This window comes from Parvularcula sp. LCG005, assembly GCF_032930845.1.
Classification (GTDB): domain Bacteria; phylum Pseudomonadota; class Alphaproteobacteria; order Caulobacterales; family Parvularculaceae; genus Parvularcula.
Genome location: NZ_CP136758.1, coordinates 432,962 through 454,644, shown reverse-complemented (window position 1 = coordinate 454,644; position 21,683 = coordinate 432,962). Strand labels below are relative to the sequence as shown.

Sequence of the window (21,683 nt, the reverse complement as noted above, 5' to 3'; positions counted from 1 at the left end):
CATGCCCCAGACCCACCTCGATCGCCTGGAGGCCGAAAGCATCCACATCATGCGGGAGGTTGCCGCCGAGTGCGAAAACCCCGTGATGCTGTATTCCGTCGGTAAAGACTCCTCGGTCATGCTGCATCTAGCACTCAAGGCTTTCTATCCTTCTAAGCCACCTTTCCCGCTAATGCATGTGGATACGACGTGGAAATTCCGCGACATGATCACCTTCCGTGACGAGACGGCGAAAAAGCTGGGTCTCGAGCTGATCGTGCACATCAACGAAGAAGGGGTGCGCGAAGGCGTTGGCCCGTTCACCCATGGCAGCGGCTATCACACCGACACCATGAAGACCGCAGCGCTCAAACAGGCCCTGGACAAGCACGGCTTTGACGCGGCCTTTGGCGGTGCACGCCGGGACGAAGAGAAATCCCGCGCCAAGGAACGGATTTTCTCCTTCCGTGCGCCAGGCCACCGCTGGGACCCCAAGAACCAGCGCCCCGAACTATGGAGCATCTACAATACGCGCATCCACAAGGGTGAGACGATGCGGGTCTTCCCGCTGTCCAACTGGACCGAGCTGGATATCTGGCAGTACATTTTCCGCGAGAATATCGAGATCCCGCAGCTTTATTTCTCGGCTGTCCGTCCGGTTGTTGAACAGGATGGTCAGTTGATCATGGTCGATGACGACCGCATGCCGCTCAACGGGCGTGAACCGATGATGAAGTCAGTGCGGTTCCGGACGCTGGGCTGCTACCCGCTGACGGGCGCCGTCGAGAGCACGGCCTCCACTCTGCCCGAGATCATTCAGGAAACACTCCTCTCTACAAGTTCGGAGCGCCAAGGCCGCGTGATTGACCACGACCAGGCCGCCTCCATGGAGAAGAAGAAAACGGAAGGGTATTTCTAAGCCATGACCACGACCCCATCCGATAGCGATCTGATCCAGAGCGACGTCGTTGCTTATCTGCAGAAGCATGAGAACAAATCCATGCTGCGCTTCATCACCTGCGGCTCCGTGGATGATGGCAAATCGACCCTGATCGGTCGCCTGCTCTACGATTCCAAGATGCTGTACGAGGACCAGGTTGCGGCCCTCGATATGGATTCGAAAAAACACGGCACGCAAGGCGCGGAAATCGACTTTGCGCTCCTCGTCGACGGCCTCGCTGCAGAGCGCGAACAGGGCATCACGATCGACGTTGCCTATCGCTTTTTCTCGACCGACAAGCGCAAATTCGTGGTCGCCGACACACCGGGCCATGAACAGTACACGCGCAATATGGCGACAGGTGCTTCGACCGCCGACGTTGCCATCCTGCTCGTCGATGCGCGCGCAGGCCTGATGGTTCAGACTCGCCGCCACAGCTTCATTTGCTCCCTTGTCGGGATCAAACATGTGGTTGTCGCGATCAACAAGATGGACCTCGTCGGATATTCGGAAGAGCGCTTCAAGGAGATCGAGAAGGACTATCGCGAATTCGCCAAGAACTTGGGCTTTGAGTCGATTGTCTGCATTCCGATGTCGGCACTGGCCGGGGCGAACGTGACGGAAAACTCCGAGCACACCCCTTATTACAAGGGACCAGCGCTCCTCCCCTATCTCGAAGAAATCGACATCTCCGAGAGCGATGATGCGCCGTTCCGTTTCCCCGTGCAGTGGGTGAACCGTCCGAACCTCGACTTCCGCGGGTTCTCGGGCACGGTGGCCAGCGGCACGATCAATGTCGGTGACCAGATCATCGCGATCCCGTCGGGCAAACGCTCGGTGGTCGAAAGCATTGTCGCCATGGGTGACGACAGCCGTACATCCGCGTCCAAGCGCGAAGCGGTGACCATTACCCTCGAAGACGAGATCGATATTTCTCGCGGCGACATGATCTGCGGCAAGGATGCCCCTGCCGGGCAATCGGACCAGTTCTCCGTCCACATGATCTGGATGGCGGATGAGCCGATGCTGCCCGGACGTCAGTATCTGTTCAAGATCAACAACCGCACCATTGCCGGTGTTGTCACCGATCTGCGCAACAAGATTGATGTGAACACCCTCGAAGAGCGCCCCGGCAAGAATGTCGGCCTGAACGAAATCGCCGTCTGCAAGATCAACCTGCAGGCACCGATTGCATTTGATCCCTACAAGGACAACCGCCAGACAGGCAGCTTCATCATCATTGACCGCCAGACCAACGCAACCGTTGGCGCGGGCATGATCGACCACTCCCTGCGCCGCGCGGCCAATGTCGTCTGGCAGGATCTGGAAGTCGGCAAGAGCGAACGCGCTTCGATCAAGATGCAGAAGCCAGCGCTGCTGTGGTTCACCGGCCTGTCCGGTGCGGGCAAGTCGACCATTGCCAACCTCGTAGAAAAGCGTCTGCACGATATGGGTCGCCACACCTATATTCTGGACGGGGACAATGTGCGCCACGGCCTGAACAAGGACCTCGGCTTTACCGATGCTGATCGGGTTGAGAACATCCGCCGCGTTGCTGAAACCGCCAAGCTGATGGTGGAGTCTGGGCTGATCGTCCTTTCCGCCTTCATCTCGCCATTCCGCGATGAACGTCAGATGGCGCGCAATCTGTTCGAGGACGGCGAATTCATCGAGGTCCACGTCAACACGCCGCTCGACGTTGCCGAACAGCGTGATGTGAAGGGTCTCTACAAAAAGGCGCGCGCTGGTCAGATCAAGAATTTCACCGGTATCGACAGTGCCTATGAGCCGCCGATGAAGCCTGAGATCGTGATCAATACGGTGGACATGAGCGCCGCAGAAGCGGCCGAAACAATCGTGAAGGCCCTTGAAGACGGTGGCTACCTGACCGCCAACTAGGTCCGGTCCGCTGCCGCAGGTAGCCGAATGACCGCGCAGAAGCCCCCTTCTGCGCGGTTTTTCAGTTCCAGCGTGCCGCCATGGGCTTGCGTGACGCCATCGACCAGCGCGAGTCCCAGGCCGGCCCCACCCGTCTGACGATTCCTCGACTGCTCTCCGCGCACAAACGCTTCGCGTATCCGCGGCAGATCCTCATCGGGGACACCGGGCCCATCATCTTCGACACTGATGATGACGAAGTTCTCTTCGCACCGTGCAGCAACCGTCACGTGCTCTCCGTGACGGAGCCCGTTATCGATCAAATTACGGACAGCACGCTTCAGCAGAACAGGGAAACCATCGGCGGTACAGGGGCCACCGGTGTTATGGACGGTCAGACGATCCGTGTGCTGGGCCATTTCCGACATCACGTCGGCAATAAGATGGGCAACGTCAAAACGCTCAACTTCACCGTCAACATGTCCATTGCGCGCAAGGCTGAGGATATCATCGAGCATCATTGAGAGCTCTTCGACGGACTTGATCATTCCCTCACGCAGGCGATCGTTGTCGACGCTTTCGACGCGAATGCGCAGCGATGTCAGCGGGGTTCGCAAATCGTGACCGATCGCACCCAGCATGACATCCTTTTCCTCGAACAGGCGGCGAATGCGTGCGCGCATATCCTCAAAAGCGGTCGTGAGCGCACGAATATCGTCAGGCCCTTCAGGAGTCAGGGCCGGCGGTGCATCCGGTGTCATGATGCGCTGCGCAGCATCGGTCAGGCGCGAAAGAGATTTGGTCATGCGCCGTGCAAAGAACAGTACCCCTGCCAGCAGGGCAAAATAGATGACCAGCGTCTGTCCGACCAGAGCGGCCCATGGCAAGGGCGGCTCGGGGCGCAGGGGCTGGCTGAAATTCAGCCATTCCTGCTCGGACAGAGGCGCCGAAAAAACCAGCATTGGCGAGTGTCGATCCCGGCGTCGGCTCTGGTAAATGCCTTCTGCCACGATTGCATTCTCGCTCTGCATACCGGCATCGCGCAAGGCAGCCTGCAATCGCCGTGTGGTCACTTTGCGCTGATCATATTGCAGGGCCAATGGCTCAGTCGTGACCGTGAGGCGATCGTCCCAGCGGGATCGGCGCCGATCGGATGTCAGCCGTTCACGGAGGATGCTTGGCGAATTGCTGCGCTCCACAATGGCCACGAACCGGCCGATCGCCACGTCATCCGATGCGTCCTGCAATTTCTGCCGCGACTGAAGAAGAAGACCGAAATTCAGGCTCTGGGAAACGAGCAAGGCCAGCGCAAGAATAGCCGCCATCTGACCGGGCAGAGATCGGGGGGCCAGCCTCATCCCTTGATGACCTTGGCAGACAGAACATAGCCGCCGCCACGCACGGTCTTGATGATCGCTGGCGCCTTGGGGTCATCTTCAATTTTCTTACGCAGACGGCTGATCTGGTTGTCGATGCTGCGGTCGAAAACGCCGGCTTCACGTCCTTGCGTCAGGTCAAGAAGCTGATCACGGTTCAGGACCCGCCCGGCCCGCTCAATCAGTACCATCAGAAGGGCGTACTCACCGCCGGTCAGTGGAATATCCTCACCGTCATCGGTGGTCAGCGTACGCCCTTCAGGATCGAGGATAAACCGGTCAAACTGTATGGTGCCACTGGGGCTGGTCGTCTCATTCGTCGTTGATGCCCGCCGCATGACTGCTTTGATCCGGGCCAGCAGTTCACGAGGATTGAAGGGCTTCACGACGTAATCGTCTGCCCCCATCTCAAGCCCGATGATGCGGTCCGTATCTTCCGCCTTGGCCGTTAAGAGAATAATCGGAAGACTGCCATCGGCGCGGATGGACCTGGTGAGACTCAAGCCGTCTTCGCCAGGCATCATGATATCGAGAAGGACGATATGCACGGGATCGGCAGCGATGACATCGCGCGCAGCCTGGGCCGTCGGAGCCCCACTGACGCGGTAGCCGTTCATCGCCAGATAGTCGACGAGCGGTTCACGGATCGATGGCTCATCATCGACAACCAGCACATGGGTGTCCTCCGCTGCCCGCATGCTTACGCGTCCTCAGGCGGGGTAGCGTCAGGAATGAGCGAGTCGTCTTCTTCGTCATGGGCCGTGATCACGTAGGTGCCGGACAGCCAACGGTTCAGGTCGACATCGGCGCAGCGCTTGGAGCAGAACGGCTTGTATTCCTTTGCGACAGGTTGTCCGCACAGAGAGCAGCGAGGTCCATCAGTTGACATGGTACGGAATATCCTCCCCTTCCAAAGCCTCATCGACACGAACAGACAGGCGCGGACCATAAGTCTCACGCAATTGTGACAGCGCCGGGGCATCTTTTGTAACGAAGTGTCGAAGACGAGGCGATACCGCAAGGGTCAGCGTCGCGGTCCGGCTGTCGGCCAGCGCCGTTTCCAGGGTGTGCAGGGCAGCCATCGCGGCAACGTCGTCGGCCAGCACCCGTCCGGCCCTTATACCTGTGCCACTGGGCGTGGTCAGGCGTTCAAGAAGCGTGGGTCCAGGGCGCGGCGCGATCACCACCCCCAAACCTTCCGGCGTGACAGCCGGTACGCTGATCCGCCCCAAGGGGCGGAAGGTACGCGTCAGGCGATCGCGCATGATCTTCGGCGCACTGATCGCACCGCGCGGCACATCAATCACAATCTGTCCGCCAAGATCGGCAAGGCGCGCATGATGCCCCAGGGCCTGAAGCGCTGCCGTCAGCAACTTGTCGGCGGCGCCTTTCACGGACTGCCCCCCCTGCCCGCCCAGATCAAGATCGATGGCAGTCAGCGCCTCGGTTTCGTCAATGATGACGCGACCACCGCCGGGCAGGTCAATCTGACGGCGCAGCGCATCTTCTTCCGCATCCATCATGTAGGTGCGCGCGCCGATGGCATCCACGACGTCAACGGACACCCTGTCGCCTACAAAAGATTGCACGAGCGACCGTGTGCGCGGCGATGTCACGTCAATCTGGTCAACACCGTTGGCGGCCAGCTCCGTCAGTAACCGGATGATAGGCGGCACATTATCAGCCGCGCCCAAGGGCGCAGACTGTGCCGTCGCCCATAGCTCGCCAATCTTCGCAGCCATTCCATCACTCGGATCGCCAAGTGGGCCCGACCGAACCTCCCCATCGCTTCCGAGAGTCGCCATGGGCAGGCGCAGAACAGGTGTGTCCGAAATCTCTGCAGCCTTGCCGCCAAAGGGCTCGCGACGGATTTCCACAAGAACAGTGGAACCGCTGGGCGGCAGCTTGCCCTTGCGGCGCAGGAAGCCTCCCGGGCCTGACAAATCAGCATAGGCCGCGTTCAGACGTGTATCGATGTCAGTGATTTTTGCGCGGTACAGGCTGCCGCGAAGCGGATGCGGTCTATGCGGATGATGATAGGCAAGACGCACCACCTCATCACCGTCAATCAATGCAGCACGGGTCAGCACCGGATGATCATCGAGAAGGATCGTGCGGGTCATGAAGGGTCCTTGAAAGCGAGGGGACGGCGAAGCGCTGCGGTCAGGAGACCTGCCGTTTCATAGAGAGGCAGGCCCACGACGCCGGTATAGCTGCCGATAATCTGGATAATGAACGCGGAGAAAGCGCCCTGAATGCCGTAGCCGCCCGCTTTGCCCTTCCATTCGCCGCTGGCGAGATAAGCGTCCAGTTCCGTCGCGGCGAGGCGCTTGATCTTGACCCGCGTCTCCACGACTCGCGACCGCATGGCGCCATCGGCAAAGGTACAGGCGACGCCGGTGTAGACTCGGTGCGAGCGACCGGACATCAATTCAAGACACTCTTTCGCTTCGTCGACCGTCTCGGTCTTGGGCAGGATACGCCGTCCGACAGCGACCACCGTATCTGCGGACAGAACCACGGCGCCGGGATGCCGCGCGGCGACGACCTCGCCCTTGCCGCAGGCCAGCCGGATCGCAAGATCACGAGCCAGCTCGCCCTTCAGTTCGGTCTCGTCGATATCGGCAGGTTCAACCGCGTCGGGCACAATGCCGATCTGCGCAAGCAGTTGCAGACGCCGAGGCGACGCGCTCGCCAAAACCAGTCGGGGCGCGGTCTCGTGCACTTCTGCCATGCCGGATCCCGCTATTTGAAGCGGTAAGTGATCCGGCCCTTGGTCAGGTCGTAGGGAGTCATTTCGACAAGAACCTTGTCCCCAGCGAGGACCCGGATCCGGTTCTTGCGCATCTTGCCCGCAGTGTGGGCAATGATTTCATGGTCATTCTCGAGTTTTACGCGAAAAGTCGCATTGGGGAGGAGTTCTTCCACCGTCCCGGAAAACTCGAGTAATTCTTCTTTAGCCATGAAATTCCTTATCTCTGCGCGAAGGTAGCGATTTGGGATGCATCCACCGATCCGTCAAGCACCAACACGCAAAAAGCAAAAATCAGACGGTGCGGAAGGCCGCCGCCAGTCGTTGGCGCAACTCGTCCCTTGTGGCGCGATAGGCCGCCATCACAATCTCATCCGACCCCAGGACCGCAGCCGGATTGGAAGTGGGCCAATACAGGGCATCAGGCCTTTCTCGTCGGACAGACTCGTATGCTTCGTCGGACAATGCGGCAATCAGACCATAATCTTCCAGATGAATAGCGGAGAAATCCTGGGGATCATGGGGCGGCTCTTCCATGCCAATTTCACTGAGAGCCATGGCGACATAAGGATCAAACGCACCGGCGAAGACACCGCAGCTCGCAATACGAGCCGCAGGCCCAAGCTGATGGCGCGCAATAACCTCGGCCATCGGCGACCGAACCGAATTCATGGTGCAACAGAAGAGGACCGATGCAACCATCAGTGACTGCCGCGATGGCTGGCGCGCATGGCGATGGAACAGATAAGAGAGAAAAGTCGCCGTGCCGTGTCGAAATCGACCTCGATCTTTCCTTCAAGGCGGCTTCTGGTCAGCTCTGCGGCTTCATTATGAACGGCGCGGCGAGCCATATCGATCGTCTCGAGCTTTTCAGGCTGGGCCGACGACACCGTGTCGTAATAGCTCTCGCACAGCATGAAATAGTCTTTGATCATCCGGCGCATGGGCGACATCGACAGATGATGGGCGGCCAGAGTCTCCCCCTCTTCCGTCGCAATGTCGAAAATCAATCGCCCGTCCCGCTGGCTGAGGGTCAGGGCATAGGGACCACCATGGTCGATGCCGACAGGCGCAAACTCGTTGCCCTGCAGCAGATCGAACATGGCCACCTTCCGCTCATGATCGATGATGCTGCTGGTCGAAACCAGCGACGCATCATCGATGTCAATTTTCACGAGGCGGTGATCAGCCATGCGGGGTCTCCAGACGTTTTCTTTGATCTAGGCTGGCTTGCCCATCTTGGCCAAGCGCTCATTCTCAAGAAGTACCTTGACGGCGCGGCAGCGGCATTCCAAGTTTAAGATGCAAACTTCAGGAGGTCGCGATGGCGAAGGGTTTGAAATCTATTGTTGCTGCCGTGTCGGTGGGCGCGTTGCTGGCCGGGTCCGCCTGGGCGGGTGATGTGGTCGTGCACCTTAAAGGCGGCAAAGCCGAAGGTACCCTGTATGTCGTCCTTTATGATGAGGCGACCTACAACACGGACGACAACGTCGATTCCCAGATCACGGAAAATTTCGAAGGCGGCGACGTGACGGTCACCTTCAAGGACGTGGAACCCGGCACTTATGCCTTTACGGCCTGGCATGATCTGGACGCTGATGGTGACTTCGACATGAACCAGTATGGCATGCCGATTGACGGTTTTGCCGCTCGGGCCGGAACCTCACTGATGGGCCCACCGACATGGACCAATCAGAAATTTGAGGTCAGCGAAGACACGGTCGAGATGACCGAGCCCCTGATCTATATGGCGCAATAGGCGCTATTTCAGTCTGTAGGCCACCGATTGTGCGTGCGCCCACAGGCCCTCTTCCTCTGCCAACCGGACGGCGGCGGGGCCAACGGCCCTTACTGCTTCAGGTGAGCAGGACAGAAGGCTGGTCCGCTTCATGAAGTCCAATGTCGAAAGACCGGACGAGAAGCGGGCCGCTTGCGCCGTCGGCAACACGTGATCCGGACCCGCGACGTAGTCCCCAATCGCTTCCGGCGTGTACCGCCCCAAGAAGATCGCCCCCGCATGCCGGATCATCGGCAGGAGTTCTTCTGGCTCGTCAACGGCGAGCTCAAGATGCTCAGCTGCCAGACGATTAACCAGTGGCATCGCCGATTCGAAATCCTTGCACACAATGATTGCCGAGTTATAGTCCCAGGCCGCGCGCGTGATTTCGCCGCGTGGGCTGCGCGCGATGTGGGCGTCAACGGCGCGGTCGACGCGATCAGCAAAATCAGCATCATCCGTGATCAGAACACTCTGCGATGACGGGTCATGCTCGGCCTGGCTGAGAAGGTCAGCGGCGATCCAGTCAGGATCGTTCTGACCATCGGCAACAACCAGAATTTCAGACGGTCCGGCGATTGAATCGATGCCGACCTGGCCAAAGACCAGGCGTTTTGCCGCAGCGACCCACGCATTCCCGGGACCAACGATCTTGTCGACTTTCGCAATGGTTGCCGTGCCATAGGCCAGCGCCGCCACGGCCTGGGCCCCGCCAATCCGATAGATCTCGGTGATACCCGCCAGCCTGGCAGCGGCCAGCACGAGCGGATTGAGAACATCGTCCGGCGTCGGCACCACCATGACAAGGCGCTCCGCTCCGGCGACCCGCGCGGGGATGGCATTCATCAGCACGCTGGACGGATAAGCGGCACGTCCGCCCGGCACATAGAGACCAACGGCGTCAATCGGAGTCCAGCGCCACCCCAACGAGACGCCCGCATCATCGGTGTACCACTCATCGGACGGCAATTGGCGCTCATGATACGCCTCGATCCGGTCTGCCGCGAGCTTCAGCGCGTCAAGCGAGGCCGGGTCGCAGGCCTCTACGGCCGCATCGACTTCATCCTGTGTGATGACAAGGCCGCGGGCGCGCGCATCGAACCGGTCAAACTTTTCCGTCAAGCGGTAGAGCGCTTCATCACCGTCGGCACGCACCTCGGCAATCAGCGCAGCAACAGTCGCCCCGACATCGGCGGACGCTTCACGCTTGAGGGTCAAAAGCTCTGCGAAGTTCTCGCCGAACGTCGCGTCGCTGTCTTTCAGCCTACGAACCATTTCACGCCTCGTGATCGGGCTTGCTCTGGGTCCGCCAGGGCTCGGAAATGTCGCGGACAGTGACATTGATGGCATCGACCGCCAATGCGACAATACCGCCGCCGGCCAGGGTCAGCGTGATCGTGCCCCCGTCCTCACCGCCATGGTAGGTCACGGACAGGATATCGACGATGGCGGACTTGGCATCCAGTCGCACGGACTTGGTCCGCACACTGAGCACATCGTCAAAATGGACACCGACCCTGACGCGGGTGAACGGTCCCTTGGTCTTGTTCGCCCCCTCTTCCCAGACGAAGCGGTTGGCCACGAGGGCAAAGCGGCGCTGGTCCGGCAGGAAGGCCACATCCCCCACCTTGGCGACGGAATCCTGCAGGACAGCGGAAACGACGTCCAGATCTTCACGATCGGCAGCCATCAAGGCGAGCGGCTTGTAGTTTTTGATCTTCATGGCCGGGGACATAGGCATCTTTCAGGCAAAAGGGGAGAGGGCAGCCACGAAAACCGCCCGTGAATGCCTTTTGTTGCCATCAATCTGTGTCGGGTACCCGTTCCACGAGCGCGCCGACGGATTGCAGCTTCTTGTCCAGCCGCTCAAACCCGCGATCCAGATGGTAAAGACGCGAGATGAACGTCTGCCCCTCAGCTGAAAGGCCGGCGATGACCAGCGACATGGAGGCACGGAGGTCCGTCGCCATGACAGGGGCCCCGCGCAGGGACTTCACACCACGCACGGTCGCCGTCTGGCCATCCACATGGATATTGGCGCCAAGGCGCATCAGCTCTGGCGCGTGCATATAGCGGTTCTCGAAAATCGTCTCGCGAATGACCGATGTACCGTCGGCCAGCGCCATCAGCGCCATGTACTGGGCCTGAAGATCCGTCGGGAAGCCGGGAAACGGTTCAGTATGAACGTTGGTGCCCTTGGTAGGCCGTCCCCATTTGGTGACGCGCAGGCCGTCCGGCTCATCAGTCAGGGTCAGCCCGGCCTCGGCAAGAATGCCATCCGCCGCCCCGAGTAGAGACATCCGCCCGCGTTTCAGGAGGAGCTCACCGCCTGCCGCACCGACAGCCATGGCGTAGGAGCCCATCTCGATCCGGTCGGGCAGCACATCATGGGTTGCACCATGCAGCGCCGCGACACCGTGAATGGTGATGGTAGAAGTCCCCGCCCCCTCGACCCGCGCGCCCATGGCGTTGAGGCAATCGGCCAGATCGACGATCTCAGGCTCCCGCGCCGCGTTCTCCAGGGTGGTCACGCCCTCGGCCAGCGTCGCCGCCATCATGGAATGCTCGGTCGCACCAACTGACACGAACGGGAAGGAAACCCGTGCGCCGCGCAAGCCCTGCTTCGCGCTGGCCACCACATAGCCTTCCTCCAGCTCGATCTGCGCGCCCATCGCCTCAAGCGCCTTGAGATGCAGGTCCACGGGCCGCGCGCCAATGGCACAGCCACCGGGCAGGCTGACCCGCGCCTCCCCTTCCCGCGCGAGGAGCGGGCCAAGGACGTTGAAGCTTGCCCGCATCTTGCGGACAATCTCATAGGGGGCCGTGGTCGAGGTAATCTCTTTGGCCTTCAGACGCAGGGTCGCCCCATCGCGGTCGATTTCGACCCCATGATTGTCGAGCAGCACCAGCAATTGGCGCACATCGGCCAGATCAGGCACGTTGGTCAGAGTCAGGGCATCAGCTGTCAGGAGACTGGCCACCATGACTTTCAGGGCGGAATTCTTGGCGCCGGAAATCTCAAGCTCGCCATAGAGCTCGCGGCCGCCGATAATCGCTAATTTGTCCATTACGTCTCTTTATCTTCTTTTGCGGCGGCTTTGCGGCGACGAAGGTTATCGCGCAAGGCCTGAGAGAGACGTTCTTCGCGCGTCGGCTTGGGCTTTTTGGCTCCGCCGGGCGATTTCGGGGTGTCAGGTTTTGGCATGAACCGACTTTAAGGGGTCACGAGCCAAAGTGAAAGCCGGTCATGGGGCGGGCGGACGGCCCGAAAGCTGGAACGCATCGACGTCAAGATGCCCTGCGCTCGGCCCGTCGGCATAACAGAAGATCGCGAATTGCTCGCCCTGAAAGGTGCCGGTCTGCCAGTCAAACGCCAGCGGGAAATCGCCGCCCAAGACCGTCCAGTTTTCTGCGTCGAAGCTGTAGGCCGCCTGTCCCCGGTCGGTCTCGAAATCCATATCCGTGCGCAGGTACAGGTGATTGGCAGCCGCGTTGATCCCCTCCGCCCGCCGGTCCAGCACTTGCCCGTCAGTCGTGTCCTCGGATACGGTCATGCTGAGCGTATGCTGCCCCTTATCCCCGCCATCGACTGAGATGTAGGCGGAGTATTTGCCGATCATGCCGAAGCCGCAATGATCGCCCTCGGTCAGCGAAGAAATGTCGAGCTTGACCTCCCCCCGGCTGAACGGTCCCCATGATTTCTGGGTGAGCGTATTTCGCGCCGTCCAGAACCCCTCCGCTGCCAGCGGCTTCAGGCGCAGATGACCAGGCCGTTCGGTCAGGGACCAGTTCTCGCGCACCGGATTATGGTTCCACTGCCATTGCAGGCCCAGATGCTCCGCCGCAAAATCATCAGAAGTCGCAGGCATTTCGGCCTTATGACCCTTGATCGGTTTATCTGCTTTCGCCGGCACCTGCCCCGGTGCATCCGGCGTGCCCCAGACCGGCCAGTCATCGACCCAGTGCATGGGGCTGATATTGGTCATACGGCCGATCGCGCCTGCATCCACCATGACAAAGCCATAGTCGGTGCCGTCCGGCAGATCGACAATTGCCCCCTGATGCCCGCCGGTGGTGTCGTCGATCTGGTCCACCGTCTCCCACGGACCGTAAAAATCACGGGCGCGGGAGACCGTCATGCCAAGACGGCGCGGGATGGAATGGAACATGTAATAATACCCATTCCGCTTGAGGATCTTTGTCCCCTCCGCCCCTTCATTATAATAGATTTCGTCGGATTTGATGACCTCGCTGCCATCATCACTCAGCACAAGGAGCGTCACGGTGCCGTCATAGCCAAGGGATGTGGCGAGATAGAATGTCCCGTCATCATCAAAGAACAGCGCCGGATCGAACGCTTCCCGGTCCAGTTCATGATACTGCCAGTCGCCCCTGATATCGTCGGTGTAATAGATGCGCGTGTTCAGCCCGACGGGCGTGACAGCGAGATAATAGGTCCCCTCGTGATAGCGCAGGCTCGGGGCGAAGATACCTTTGCGATAGGCCCCGCCATCCTCCAGATCGTAAGCCCCATCCCCTTCCAGGCGGTCAATCAGATGCGCCGTATACTGCCAGTTCACGAGATCCTTTGACTCAAGGATCGTCAGTGCGGGCACATTGGCGAAGGTGGTCGTCGCAAAAAAGAAGGTGTTATCCACCCGGATGATCGAAGGGTCCGGAAAATCGCCCCAAAGTGGCGGATTGGTGAAAGTCCCATCCCCGTGATCGGCCATGCGCAAAGGCGCGCCCTCTGGCAGGGGGCGGTCTACCGAGGCGATCCTGTTATCCGCGACTGAAGCCTCTTCGGCGGTCCCGCCCGAGCAGCCGGCCAGCACGAAAAAGGAACCAAGGGCGAAGACGGACAGGAGTGATGGTTTCATGCCCAAACCCTAGCCCGCTCAGCGTGGCCCCACCATAGAGGCAGGCCCCAGCAATCGTTTGCACTCCCCAGCTGACTTTTGCCGCGCCGCACAAATTAGCTCTCGCATCCGGCGGCCTCTCCCCCTATGCCCCCGCCATGCTCAAGATTACTGACCTCGATTACAGCGTTCAGGCGCGTCCGCTGTTCCAGAAAGCCACGGCCCACATCTCTCCGGGATGGAAGGTGGGCCTTGTTGGCCGCAATGGCACCGGCAAGTCGACGCTCCTGCGCATTATCCGCGAAGAAATCGCCAACCCCACGGCCGACACGCCGGTAAGGATGCAGAACCGCGCCCGCCTTGGCTGGGTCGCGCAGGAAGTTGAAGCCTCCGACGACACGATCCTCGACGTGGTGCTGGCCTCCGACGAGGAACGCCACAGCCTGATGCAGGAGCTGGAGACGGTCACCGATCCAGATCGCATCGGTGACATCCATGCCCGCCTGCTCGATATCGACGCCTGGTCCGCCGAAGCGCGGGCGGCCGAAGTATTGACCGGCCTTGGCTTCACCAATGAAGACATGGCGCGGCCAACCAAGGAATTTTCAGGCGGCTGGCGCATGCGTGCGGCCATTGCGGGAGTGCTGTTCTCGCAGCCTGATCTCCTGTTGCTCGATGAGCCGACCAACTATCTCGACCTTGAGGGCGCAGCCTGGCTTGAGGGATATCTCAAGCAATATCCGCATACGGTGCTGATCGTCTCCCACGACCGCGACCTGCTGAACCGCTGCGTCACCCACACCATGGCGCTGGAACACAAGCAGCTGAGCATCTGCCCCGGCGGGTATGATGACTGGCTCGCCCTGCGGGCAATGAAGGTGGCCCAGCTGGAACAGCAAAAGGCCAAGCAGGACGCCAACCGCGCGCACCTTCAGGCCTTTGTGGACCGCTTCAAGGCCAAGGCGTCGAAGGCACGTCAGGCCCAGTCCCGGGTGAAGGTGCTGGAGAAGATGCAGGACATCTCGATCCCGATTGCCGAGCGGACCACCCCGTTCCATTTCGCGGAACCCAAGGACCAGCTCTCCCCGCCAATGATCAGCCTGCAGAGTGCTGAACTTGGCTATGGTGAAGGCGCGCGTATTCTGTCCGATGTGACCTTGCGCGTGGACCCGGATGACCGGATCGCGATTGTCGGCACCAATGGTCAGGGCAAGACGACCCTGGTCAAATCCATCGCCAATCGCCTGTCCCTGATGGGCGGTGAGTGCATTTCCGCCCGTCAATTGCGGGTCGGCTATTTCTCGCAGGACCAGCTGGACGAACTGCACGCGGGTGAGACCGTGCTCGACCACATCCGCCAGGCGATGCCCGAAGAGAAATCAGAGGCGAAGCATCGCGGTATCGCCGCCCAGATCGGTTTCTCTCACGAGAAGGTCATGACGAAGGTCGAGATGCTGTCCGGCGGGGAGAAAGTGCGGTTGCTCCTTGGGCTGATGGCTTTGGAAAAACCACACATCCTGATTCTCGACGAGCCAACCTCTCACCTCGATATCGACAGCCGCGAAGCGCTGATCTACGCGATCAACGATTTCAAGGGGGCGGTCCTCCTCATCACCCACGACGTCTTCCTCGCCGAGGCGACCGCCGACCGCCTGTGGCTGGTGAAAGATGGCAAAGCCGACGTCTATGATGGCGACCTTGAGGATTACCGTGCGCTGGTGACCCAGGCGGACCGGAAAAAGGGGCGGTAGTACGCCCCTCCTCTCTTAATTAGACGCAGAACGCGCTGTCCCGCGCCACGACCAGATGAGGCACGCCGTCACTCGTCCTGGTGAATGACACGCCCCCTGCCCCGATCCGGGCGCTGATCCGTCGACGGTGATTCGAGAAGCCCTTGAAGGTGACCACATCCACCGGCTCATCAAATTCAATCGTGATATCGAGGGCGCTATGGGAGCTGATTTTCTGTACCGCGATGACGGCACCATCGAAGACCTGCTTCAGGAATTGTCCGTGTACACGATCACCGACTTGCAGAGGCACTTCGGGCTCATTCGACAGCCGCGCCGACAGGACATTCCAGCTGGCATAGCCCTGCTCTTTCGCGATGAGCTCCAGCGCTGTTGAATAGCTCATCGGTCGGTTCAGGGCCGCGTATTCTGAACGCAGTAGCCGCGCACGCGCTTTGGCCTGATCGCGGGTGCGGATGGGGGGAATAGTACTCATGATCTTCTATCCATCATGATGGTCCGGCGTCGCGGGGCTCACCTTGCCGCATGGACCATCCAGAGGATTGAGGTCACATGAAAACAAAACTGCTCTCAAGGGAGCAGGAGATCTTCACCATCGGGATATCCCGGCGAGCGGCAGGCGTCTCGGGCCGGTCATTTGATAGGCGCGAGAATCAGCGGGGTCAATCGGGAGAAAATGGTGCTGCTGGAGAGAATTGAACTCTCGACCTCTCCCTTACCAAGGGAGTGCTCTACCTCTGAGCTACAGCAGCGTTGAGCCACGAGCGTTTATGGATGAGCGGCCCCTGGGTCAAGCGGTGATATCGTGCCGCATCAACCCTTTGTGACTTTATTCTCGATTCTTAACGGTATCCGGGTTAGCCTTTTCGGCTTCGGGGCAATGGCGCGGTGGGCGTCATGGCAAGTTGTCAGTCAATCTGGGGCAAAATCATGATGAATCGAAATCGGCGCGGGCTCGACATTGGGCTTCTTTTGCTAACGTCGGCGCTCTCTACCTTTTCCGTGGCACAGGCGCAGGACGACAAGAAGAAGGACGAGGGCACGCCTACGATCGAGAAGAAGGTCAAGGATCTGACCGCCACTGAGGGCCTGTTCGACTTCTACACCGATCCCAAGACCGGCGACGTGTTCATGGAGATCAGCGAAGACCAGCTGGATCAGGAATTCATCGCCTTCTCCTACACCGAAAATGGGGTGCTGGAGGCCGGCCACTTCAAGGGCGCCTATCGCGACCAGCGCGTCATGTCGGTCAACCGCCATTACGGCAAACTCGAATTTGTCGAGCAGAGCACCGCCTATTATTTCGATGAGACCAACGCGATTTCCAAGGCGGCTGATGCCAATATCAGCCCTTCCATCGTCGCCGCGGCCGATATAATCGCGATCACCGAGGGCACGGACGACGCGACGGACCGGTTCCTGATCTCTGCCAACGGGCTGTTTCTGAACGAGAAACTGCACAAGGTGTCACCAACGGCGGGCCCGTTCTCAGGCCCGTTCAGCTTCTCGGTCGGTGGGCTGTCGTCGGAAAAGACCAAATTCGCCGATATTCGGGCGTATCCGGAGAATGTCGACGTGATCGTCGACTATGTCTTCGACAATGGCTCGCCGACAAATTACGGCTCGGACGCGGTGACCGATGCGCGCAGCGTCACGGTGAAGATGCAGCACAGCTTTCTGGCCATGCCCGATGAGGGCTTCACGCCGCGACTGGACGACTATCGCATCGGCTATTTCCTGGATCAGGTCACAGACCTGACATCTGCCGATCCGGCCCCCTATCGCGACCTTATCCACCGCTGGCGGCTGGAGAAGAAAGATCCGGATGCGGCACTGTCCGATCCCGTCAAACCAATCACCTACTGGATCGAGAACACCACGCCCGTGGAATATCGCGACACGATCCGCGATGCCGTGCTGACGTGGAACCAGGCGTTCGAGAAGGCCGGCTTCACCAATGCAATCGAAGTCAAGGTGCAGCCTGATGACGCCGACTGGGATGCAGGCGATATCCGCTATAACGTGCTGCGCTGGACGTCCTCACCGCAACCGCCCTTCGGCGGCTATGGGCCAAGCTTCACCAATCCGCGCACAGGTGAAATTCTCGGCGCGGACATCATGCTGGAATATGTCTTCATCACCAACCGTATGACGTATGCGGATGTGTTTGATACGGCGATGATCCCTGCGTCATCGGATGAACTGGAAGCCCTGCCACAGGATGATCATCTGTGCTCGGTGACCCACGACCTTCAGGTGGGCAATCTGTTTGCGCAGGCCACGGCGGAAGCCATGGGTGCCAGCGATGAGGAGATGGAAGAGCTGGTTCGCCAGGGCCTCTACTACCTCCTGCTGCACGAGGTCGGCCATACGCTGGGCCTTAATCACAACATGAAGGCGAGCATTCTTTATGGGCCCAAGGAAGTGCACGACAAGACCCTGACCCAAGGCGTGCCGGTTGGCTCCGTCATGGATTATCCGGCGGTGAATGTCGCACCGGTCGGCATGACCCAAGGCGATTACTACATGCTGCGCCCCGGTCCCTATGACGACTGGGCCATAGAGTTCGGCTACCGGCCTGACCTCGACGATGAGGCCCGCGCCGCCCTACTCGCCAAATCATCAGAGCGCGGATATGCCTTCGGCAATGATGCGGATGACATGCGGGCACCCGGCCGCGGCATCGACCCCCGGGTGATGATCAACGACATGTCGTCCGACCCTGTGGCGTACGGCATTGACCGGATCAAACTTGCCAACACCATAATTGATGGCCTGCTGGACAAATATGGTGATGAGGACAGCTGGCAGAAGCTGGTCCGGGGGTATCTGGTCGCCAGTGGTCAGCAGGCGACCATGGCCCAGATCATGTCGCGGCAGATCGGCGGCATCTATGTGGAGCGGATTGCGCCGGGTCAGACCGATGCTGCCCCCTTCACGCCCGTTCCAGCCGAAACGCAGAAAGACGCCATGAAGGCCCTGGGCACCTATGTCTTTTCCCCGAATGCATTCGCGGTGTCGGAAGAACTGGCCGCGCGCCTGCAGAACCAGCGCCGGGGCTTTGGCTTTGGCGGCGGGACGGAAGATCCAAAGCTTCACGGCCGTGTGCTGAATATTCAGATGGGCGTGATCGACCATTTGCTCAATCCGCGTGTTTTGCAACGAATGACGGATTCCGCGGTCTATGGCGGGGATTATTCCGCGTCGGAAATGCTGCTGGATCTGAACACCGTCATTTACGGCGCCGATCTGGGTGGTGAGCCTAATACATTCCGCCGTGGTCTTCAGACCGCCTATCTGGAACGGCTGATCTATTCGGTGGACAGCCCGGTCTATGACCCGGTGGCGCGGGCGGCCATTTTGGGCGCGATCGAAGATCTCCGTCATCGACTTGCCGGCATCGACTTCCATCTGTCCGCCGAAGCCCGGGCGCACCGCAAACAGCTGAAACGCATGCTGAAATGGCTCGACGCCTGAGACCGGGCCGAAAGGTTGAACTGGTACTTAACTTAAAAGGCGCATAGTAGACGACGGGCTCGGCATCGCTGCTGAGCCCGTTTGCCGTTATACAAAGCGTGCGCCCCTCGCGCCGCCATTTTGCCAGATTGGCGCCTTTATGAGAAACATGAACTCCCGACCCTTGACGTATCTGGGCCCTGCACGGCGCCTTGTGAACTCGACCAGCGTGCTGTTCAGTTCTCACATTGCCCAGATCTTCATCCGGTTCGGCAGCAACGCCATCCTGGCGCGGCTGCTCTATCCGGAAGCGTTCGGGATTTTGATGCTCGTGACGTCGATCATGTTCATCGGCGAAATGCTCAGCGACATGGGCTTCACCCCCTTCATCATTCGGCATGAGAATGGCCTTGATCCCAAATACCTCGACACGCTGTTCACCATGCAGGTGGTCAGGGGGTTCATTCTCGGGGCGATCTTCTTCCTGCTCGCCAATCCTCTCGCTGACTGGATGGGCGAACCCCTAGCCGGGCCAGCCTTGCAGGTGGCGGCCCTGAGCCCGGTCATTCGGGGCTTTTTATCGTTCGGCATTCCGATTGCGCGCCGACAGCAGAAGGAATGGAAGAACTCAACGCTGGAGCTGGTCGCCACGATCCTCCGCGTGCTGGTGGTCGTTGTCCTGGCTTATTGGTGGCGATCCCACTGGGCGCTGATTGCCGGCATGGTGTTCATGACCGCGTTCAACCTCGTCATTTCCTACGCCTGCTATCCCGATCCATGGCGTCGTCTGCGCTGGGATAACAAGATCGCTGGGGAAGTGTTCAATTTCTCGGGCTGGATCCTGGCGTCGGGGGTCATCTTCGCGGCCGCGGCACAGATCGACAAACTCATGGTCGTCAAGCTGTTCAGTGGGGAGCTGGCGGGTATCTATGCCCTCACCCTGACGATCATGATGACGCTTGACCGCTTCATGCTGTCCTATTTCAACCGCATCTACTTCGCCAAGACGTCGTCGATCGTCCGCGAAACCGGCGCGACGGTCGAAAGCTATTACGGCCCGATGCTCCGCATCCGCCTCGTCTTCGCTTTCGTCGCAGCGGCCGCGATACCACTGTCCCCGGCGCTGGTCGAAGTGGTGTTTGATAATCGCTATCTGCAGGGCGGCGCGTTCCTGTCCATCCTGTTCTTCCGGCCGCTGGTGACGGCCCTCGTCTATCCCGGCGAGGAATATCTTATCAGCATGAAACGGATGCGCAGCAAATTCACCAATGACGTGCTGCGCCTGATCGCTATCGCTGTCGGGGCACCCTTGGCCTTCTACCAGTGGGGTGTGTACGGCCTACTATGGGCCGTCGCGCTGCAGGACGTCCTGCGGCTCTTCTATATTTACTGGATCCTGTATTCGGCGAAGGTGCTGTCCGTCAGCCGGGAACTGGCCTATGGCCTGGCCATTGCTGCCGGCGCCGTGGTCGGTCTCATCGGCGCCTATGTCTACAACGCGCTGTTCTCAGGATTTTTCACCTGACAGCTCGGGTCGGCACAGCCGCTTTATGCCGCAATGCGCCGATCGCTTTGACCGATGATTTCCGTCCAGCCGATGATCGGACGCAGCGCATCACCGGGCCGGTCCCCATGGATCAGTTGACCTGCGAAATTGTCCGTACGGTGGAAGTCCGCGACCTTATCCATCCGGGGATCCGGCGTGTAGGTCTCTGCGAAGCGGAAGGCGTCTTCAAAGGCCGCCCCGGCCTTGTCCCAGCTGTCAATGCAGACCGTCCGGCCGATGCCGAACCGATCAATCATGTAGGCTCCATAACCTTCTGTACTGGCAAATACCGGCTTGCCCGCGCGCATGGCGGTGACGACATTCGCTGAAAGGTTCATGTGATTGCGGTTGATTGGCGCGACAATGTCCGACACCAGATAGCCAGCGCTCAATTCCTTCGTCGACAGATATTGGTCCCGGATGACGAGTTTGCCCGCATCGATCAGGTCTTGAGCACCTTCAAGTATGCCTGAGTGGGATTCGTGAATCCGCCCGGCCAGCAGCAGAACCTTGTCGTCAGGCAGATCGGCCTGGCGCATCCCATGGGTCATGAACGGAATGGCGGCGTGATCGCGCATCGAACCGATGAACCCCATATAGGATTTGGACGGATCAAGTCCGAGTTCAGCCGCCGCTTCCTCGCGGCTGAGGGGCATGAGATCGAAATTCGGATCAGGACACAGCTGATAGGACGAGACACCGCGCCCTTCAAACCAGTCGGTCACCATGGGATTGACGAAATACTTCCGGCTCCACGGCGCCTGGTCCCAGACCCAGCGATAAGAGACATCCTTGAAGCGGTCCTGTGCTTTCTTGGCCCAGCCCGCAAAGGAGTAATGGAAAACGGCTTCGATGGGCATGGACCGGAGCTTCTCTTTCTCCGCACGGGAGGCAAACAGGATGGCCGCCTGAGAAGGGTGATCGGCGGACGGAATGATGACCTTATCGGGCTGATGACGCTCAAGTGCGCTCCAGAAATCGTTCCAGATCGACTTCATCGACTGCATGTAGGGCTTGATGACCCGCGGCCGCGTCAGAGCAGAGCCGATACCGATACAGACAGGAACACTGGCCACGCTCGCATCAATGGTGACCTTGTCCTCATAGGGGGCGATCTGCTCGTCATAGGCGGGCGAGGTCCGATGGGCCTCACTGATCACCAGAACAGTGTCCTCACGTGACATCTGCGGGTGGGCCGCACCATACTCGGCCAGCGCCTGCAGATAATTTGTATAATGACCCCCGTGGAAGGGCTCGAAAATCATCACTTTCATGACCCGGATCTCCCTCTAACATCATACCGCATTGCAGCATGGTAGGCAATTTTCGATCCAGTGTCATCATATTGCAGCTGCACAATAGCGGAAGG

Annotated in this window: 20 protein-coding genes and 1 tRNA gene; 6 read left to right on the top strand and 15 right to left on the bottom strand. The window is 59.7% G+C overall.

Annotated elements, in window-relative coordinates; genetic code table 11:
- Position 1 precedes the first annotated feature (1 nt).
- Both cysD and cysN read left to right on the top strand, forming a co-directional pair.
- Positions 2-898 carry a sulfate adenylyltransferase subunit CysD gene (gene cysD / locus RUI03_RS02055; protein ID WP_317288623.1) on the top strand — a complete coding sequence of 299 codons (897 nt, stop codon included), beginning with the start codon at positions 2-4 and terminating at the stop codon, positions 896-898.
- Positions 899-901: 3 nt separating this feature from the next.
- The gene (gene cysN, locus RUI03_RS02050) at positions 902-2,818 is read left to right on the top strand and encodes a sulfate adenylyltransferase subunit CysN (RefSeq protein WP_317288622.1); all 1,917 of its coding nucleotides are present in this window, start codon (positions 902-904) and stop codon (positions 2,816-2,818) included.
- Here cysN and RUI03_RS02045 read toward each other — a convergent pair.
- The 8 genes from RUI03_RS02045 to RUI03_RS02010 form a co-directional block, all read right to left on the bottom strand.
- Positions 2,815-4,155 (bottom strand): ATP-binding protein, encoded by a 1,341-nt coding sequence (locus RUI03_RS02045; RefSeq protein WP_317288621.1) that lies wholly within the window; start codon positions 4,153-4,155, stop codon positions 2,815-2,817. The two genes, cysN and RUI03_RS02045, sit on opposite strands and share 4 nt — an antisense overlap.
- A complete protein-coding gene (locus RUI03_RS02040; RefSeq protein WP_317288620.1) occupies positions 4,152-4,871 on the bottom strand; it encodes a response regulator in 720 nt (239 codons plus the stop codon). Before RUI03_RS02040 ends, RUI03_RS02045 begins: the two co-directional genes overlap by 4 nt.
- A 2-nt stretch (positions 4,872-4,873) precedes the next feature.
- Positions 4,874-5,062, bottom strand: coding sequence for a DNA gyrase inhibitor YacG (gene yacG / locus RUI03_RS02035; protein ID WP_317288619.1), 189 nt, complete (start codon positions 5,060-5,062; stop codon positions 4,874-4,876).
- Positions 5,052-6,296: a ribonuclease E/G gene (locus RUI03_RS02030; protein ID WP_317288618.1), complete on the bottom strand. Its 1,245-nt coding sequence runs from the start codon at positions 6,294-6,296 to the stop codon at positions 5,052-5,054. Before RUI03_RS02030 ends, yacG begins: the two co-directional genes overlap by 11 nt.
- Positions 6,293-6,907 carry a Maf family protein gene (locus RUI03_RS02025; RefSeq protein WP_317288617.1) on the bottom strand — a complete coding sequence of 205 codons (615 nt, stop codon included), beginning with the start codon at positions 6,905-6,907 and terminating at the stop codon, positions 6,293-6,295. Before RUI03_RS02025 ends, RUI03_RS02030 begins: the two co-directional genes overlap by 4 nt.
- A gap of 11 nt (positions 6,908-6,918) precedes the next feature.
- The gene (gene infA / locus RUI03_RS02020; RefSeq protein ID WP_031550659.1) at positions 6,919-7,137 is read right to left on the bottom strand and encodes a translation initiation factor IF-1; all 219 of its coding nucleotides are present in this window, start codon (positions 7,135-7,137) and stop codon (positions 6,919-6,921) included.
- Between the two features lie 82 nt (positions 7,138-7,219).
- Positions 7,220-7,627, bottom strand: a complete 408-nt coding sequence (locus RUI03_RS02015) for a hypothetical protein (RefSeq protein WP_317288616.1) — start codon at positions 7,625-7,627, stop codon at positions 7,220-7,222.
- Positions 7,627-8,118, bottom strand: a complete 492-nt coding sequence (locus tag RUI03_RS02010; protein WP_317288615.1) for a UPF0262 family protein — start codon at positions 8,116-8,118, stop codon at positions 7,627-7,629. Before RUI03_RS02010 ends, RUI03_RS02015 begins: the two co-directional genes overlap by 1 nt.
- Positions 8,119-8,249: 131 nt before the next feature.
- Between RUI03_RS02010 and RUI03_RS02005 the strand changes: the two genes are divergently transcribed.
- Entirely contained in the window at positions 8,250-8,684 is a 435-nt protein-coding gene (locus RUI03_RS02005; RefSeq protein WP_317288614.1) for a DUF2141 domain-containing protein, read from the top strand.
- A 3-nt stretch (positions 8,685-8,687) separates the two neighbouring features.
- On the opposite strand, the gene hisD is transcribed toward RUI03_RS02005, so the two are convergent.
- From hisD to RUI03_RS01985, 4 genes are all read right to left on the bottom strand, one after another.
- Positions 8,688-9,977: a histidinol dehydrogenase gene (gene hisD / locus RUI03_RS02000; protein ID WP_317288613.1), complete on the bottom strand. Its 1,290-nt coding sequence runs from the start codon at positions 9,975-9,977 to the stop codon at positions 8,688-8,690.
- A gap of 1 nt (position 9,978) precedes the next feature.
- On the bottom strand, positions 9,979-10,437 hold the full coding sequence (locus tag RUI03_RS01995) for a DUF2948 family protein (RefSeq protein ID WP_317288612.1): 459 nt from the start codon (positions 10,435-10,437) through the stop codon (positions 9,979-9,981).
- A 67-nt stretch (positions 10,438-10,504) separates the two neighbouring features.
- Positions 10,505-11,770, bottom strand: coding sequence for a UDP-N-acetylglucosamine 1-carboxyvinyltransferase (gene murA / locus RUI03_RS01990; RefSeq protein ID WP_317288611.1), 1,266 nt, complete (start codon positions 11,768-11,770; stop codon positions 10,505-10,507).
- 177 nt (positions 11,771-11,947) lie between these two features.
- Entirely contained in the window at positions 11,948-13,582 is a 1,635-nt protein-coding gene (locus RUI03_RS01985) for a glycoside hydrolase 43 family protein (RefSeq protein ID WP_317288610.1), read from the bottom strand.
- 137 nt (positions 13,583-13,719) lie between these two features.
- Here RUI03_RS01985 and RUI03_RS01980 point away from each other — a divergent pair, with 137 nt between their 5' ends.
- Positions 13,720-15,312, top strand: a complete 1,593-nt coding sequence (locus RUI03_RS01980; protein WP_317288609.1) for an ABC-F family ATP-binding cassette domain-containing protein — start codon at positions 13,720-13,722, stop codon at positions 15,310-15,312.
- 19 nt (positions 15,313-15,331) lie between these two features.
- Here RUI03_RS01980 and RUI03_RS01975 read toward each other — a convergent pair whose 3' ends face one another.
- Both RUI03_RS01975 and RUI03_RS01970 read right to left on the bottom strand, forming a co-directional pair.
- Positions 15,332-15,787 (bottom strand): glyoxalase superfamily protein, encoded by a 456-nt coding sequence (locus tag RUI03_RS01975; RefSeq protein ID WP_317288608.1) that lies wholly within the window; start codon positions 15,785-15,787, stop codon positions 15,332-15,334.
- Positions 15,788-15,989: 202 nt separating this feature from the next.
- Positions 15,990-16,064: transfer RNA gene (locus RUI03_RS01970), tRNA-Thr, on the bottom strand.
- Between the two features lie 178 nt (positions 16,065-16,242).
- Here RUI03_RS01970 and RUI03_RS01965 point away from each other — a divergent pair.
- Together RUI03_RS01965 and RUI03_RS01960 are read left to right on the top strand one after the other, a co-directional pair.
- Entirely contained in the window at positions 16,243-18,789 is a 2,547-nt protein-coding gene (locus tag RUI03_RS01965) for a zinc-dependent metalloprotease (RefSeq protein ID WP_317288607.1), read from the top strand.
- A 148-nt stretch (positions 18,790-18,937) separates the two neighbouring features.
- Positions 18,938-20,293: an oligosaccharide flippase family protein gene (locus RUI03_RS01960; RefSeq protein WP_317288606.1), complete on the top strand. Its 1,356-nt coding sequence runs from the start codon at positions 18,938-18,940 to the stop codon at positions 20,291-20,293.
- A 23-nt stretch (positions 20,294-20,316) separates the two neighbouring features.
- On the opposite strand, the gene RUI03_RS01955 is transcribed toward RUI03_RS01960, so the two are convergent.
- Complete coding sequence (locus tag RUI03_RS01955; RefSeq protein ID WP_317288605.1) at positions 20,317-21,588, bottom strand: hypothetical protein; 1,272 nt, start codon at positions 21,586-21,588, stop codon at positions 20,317-20,319.
- Positions 21,589-21,683 lie beyond the last annotated feature (95 nt).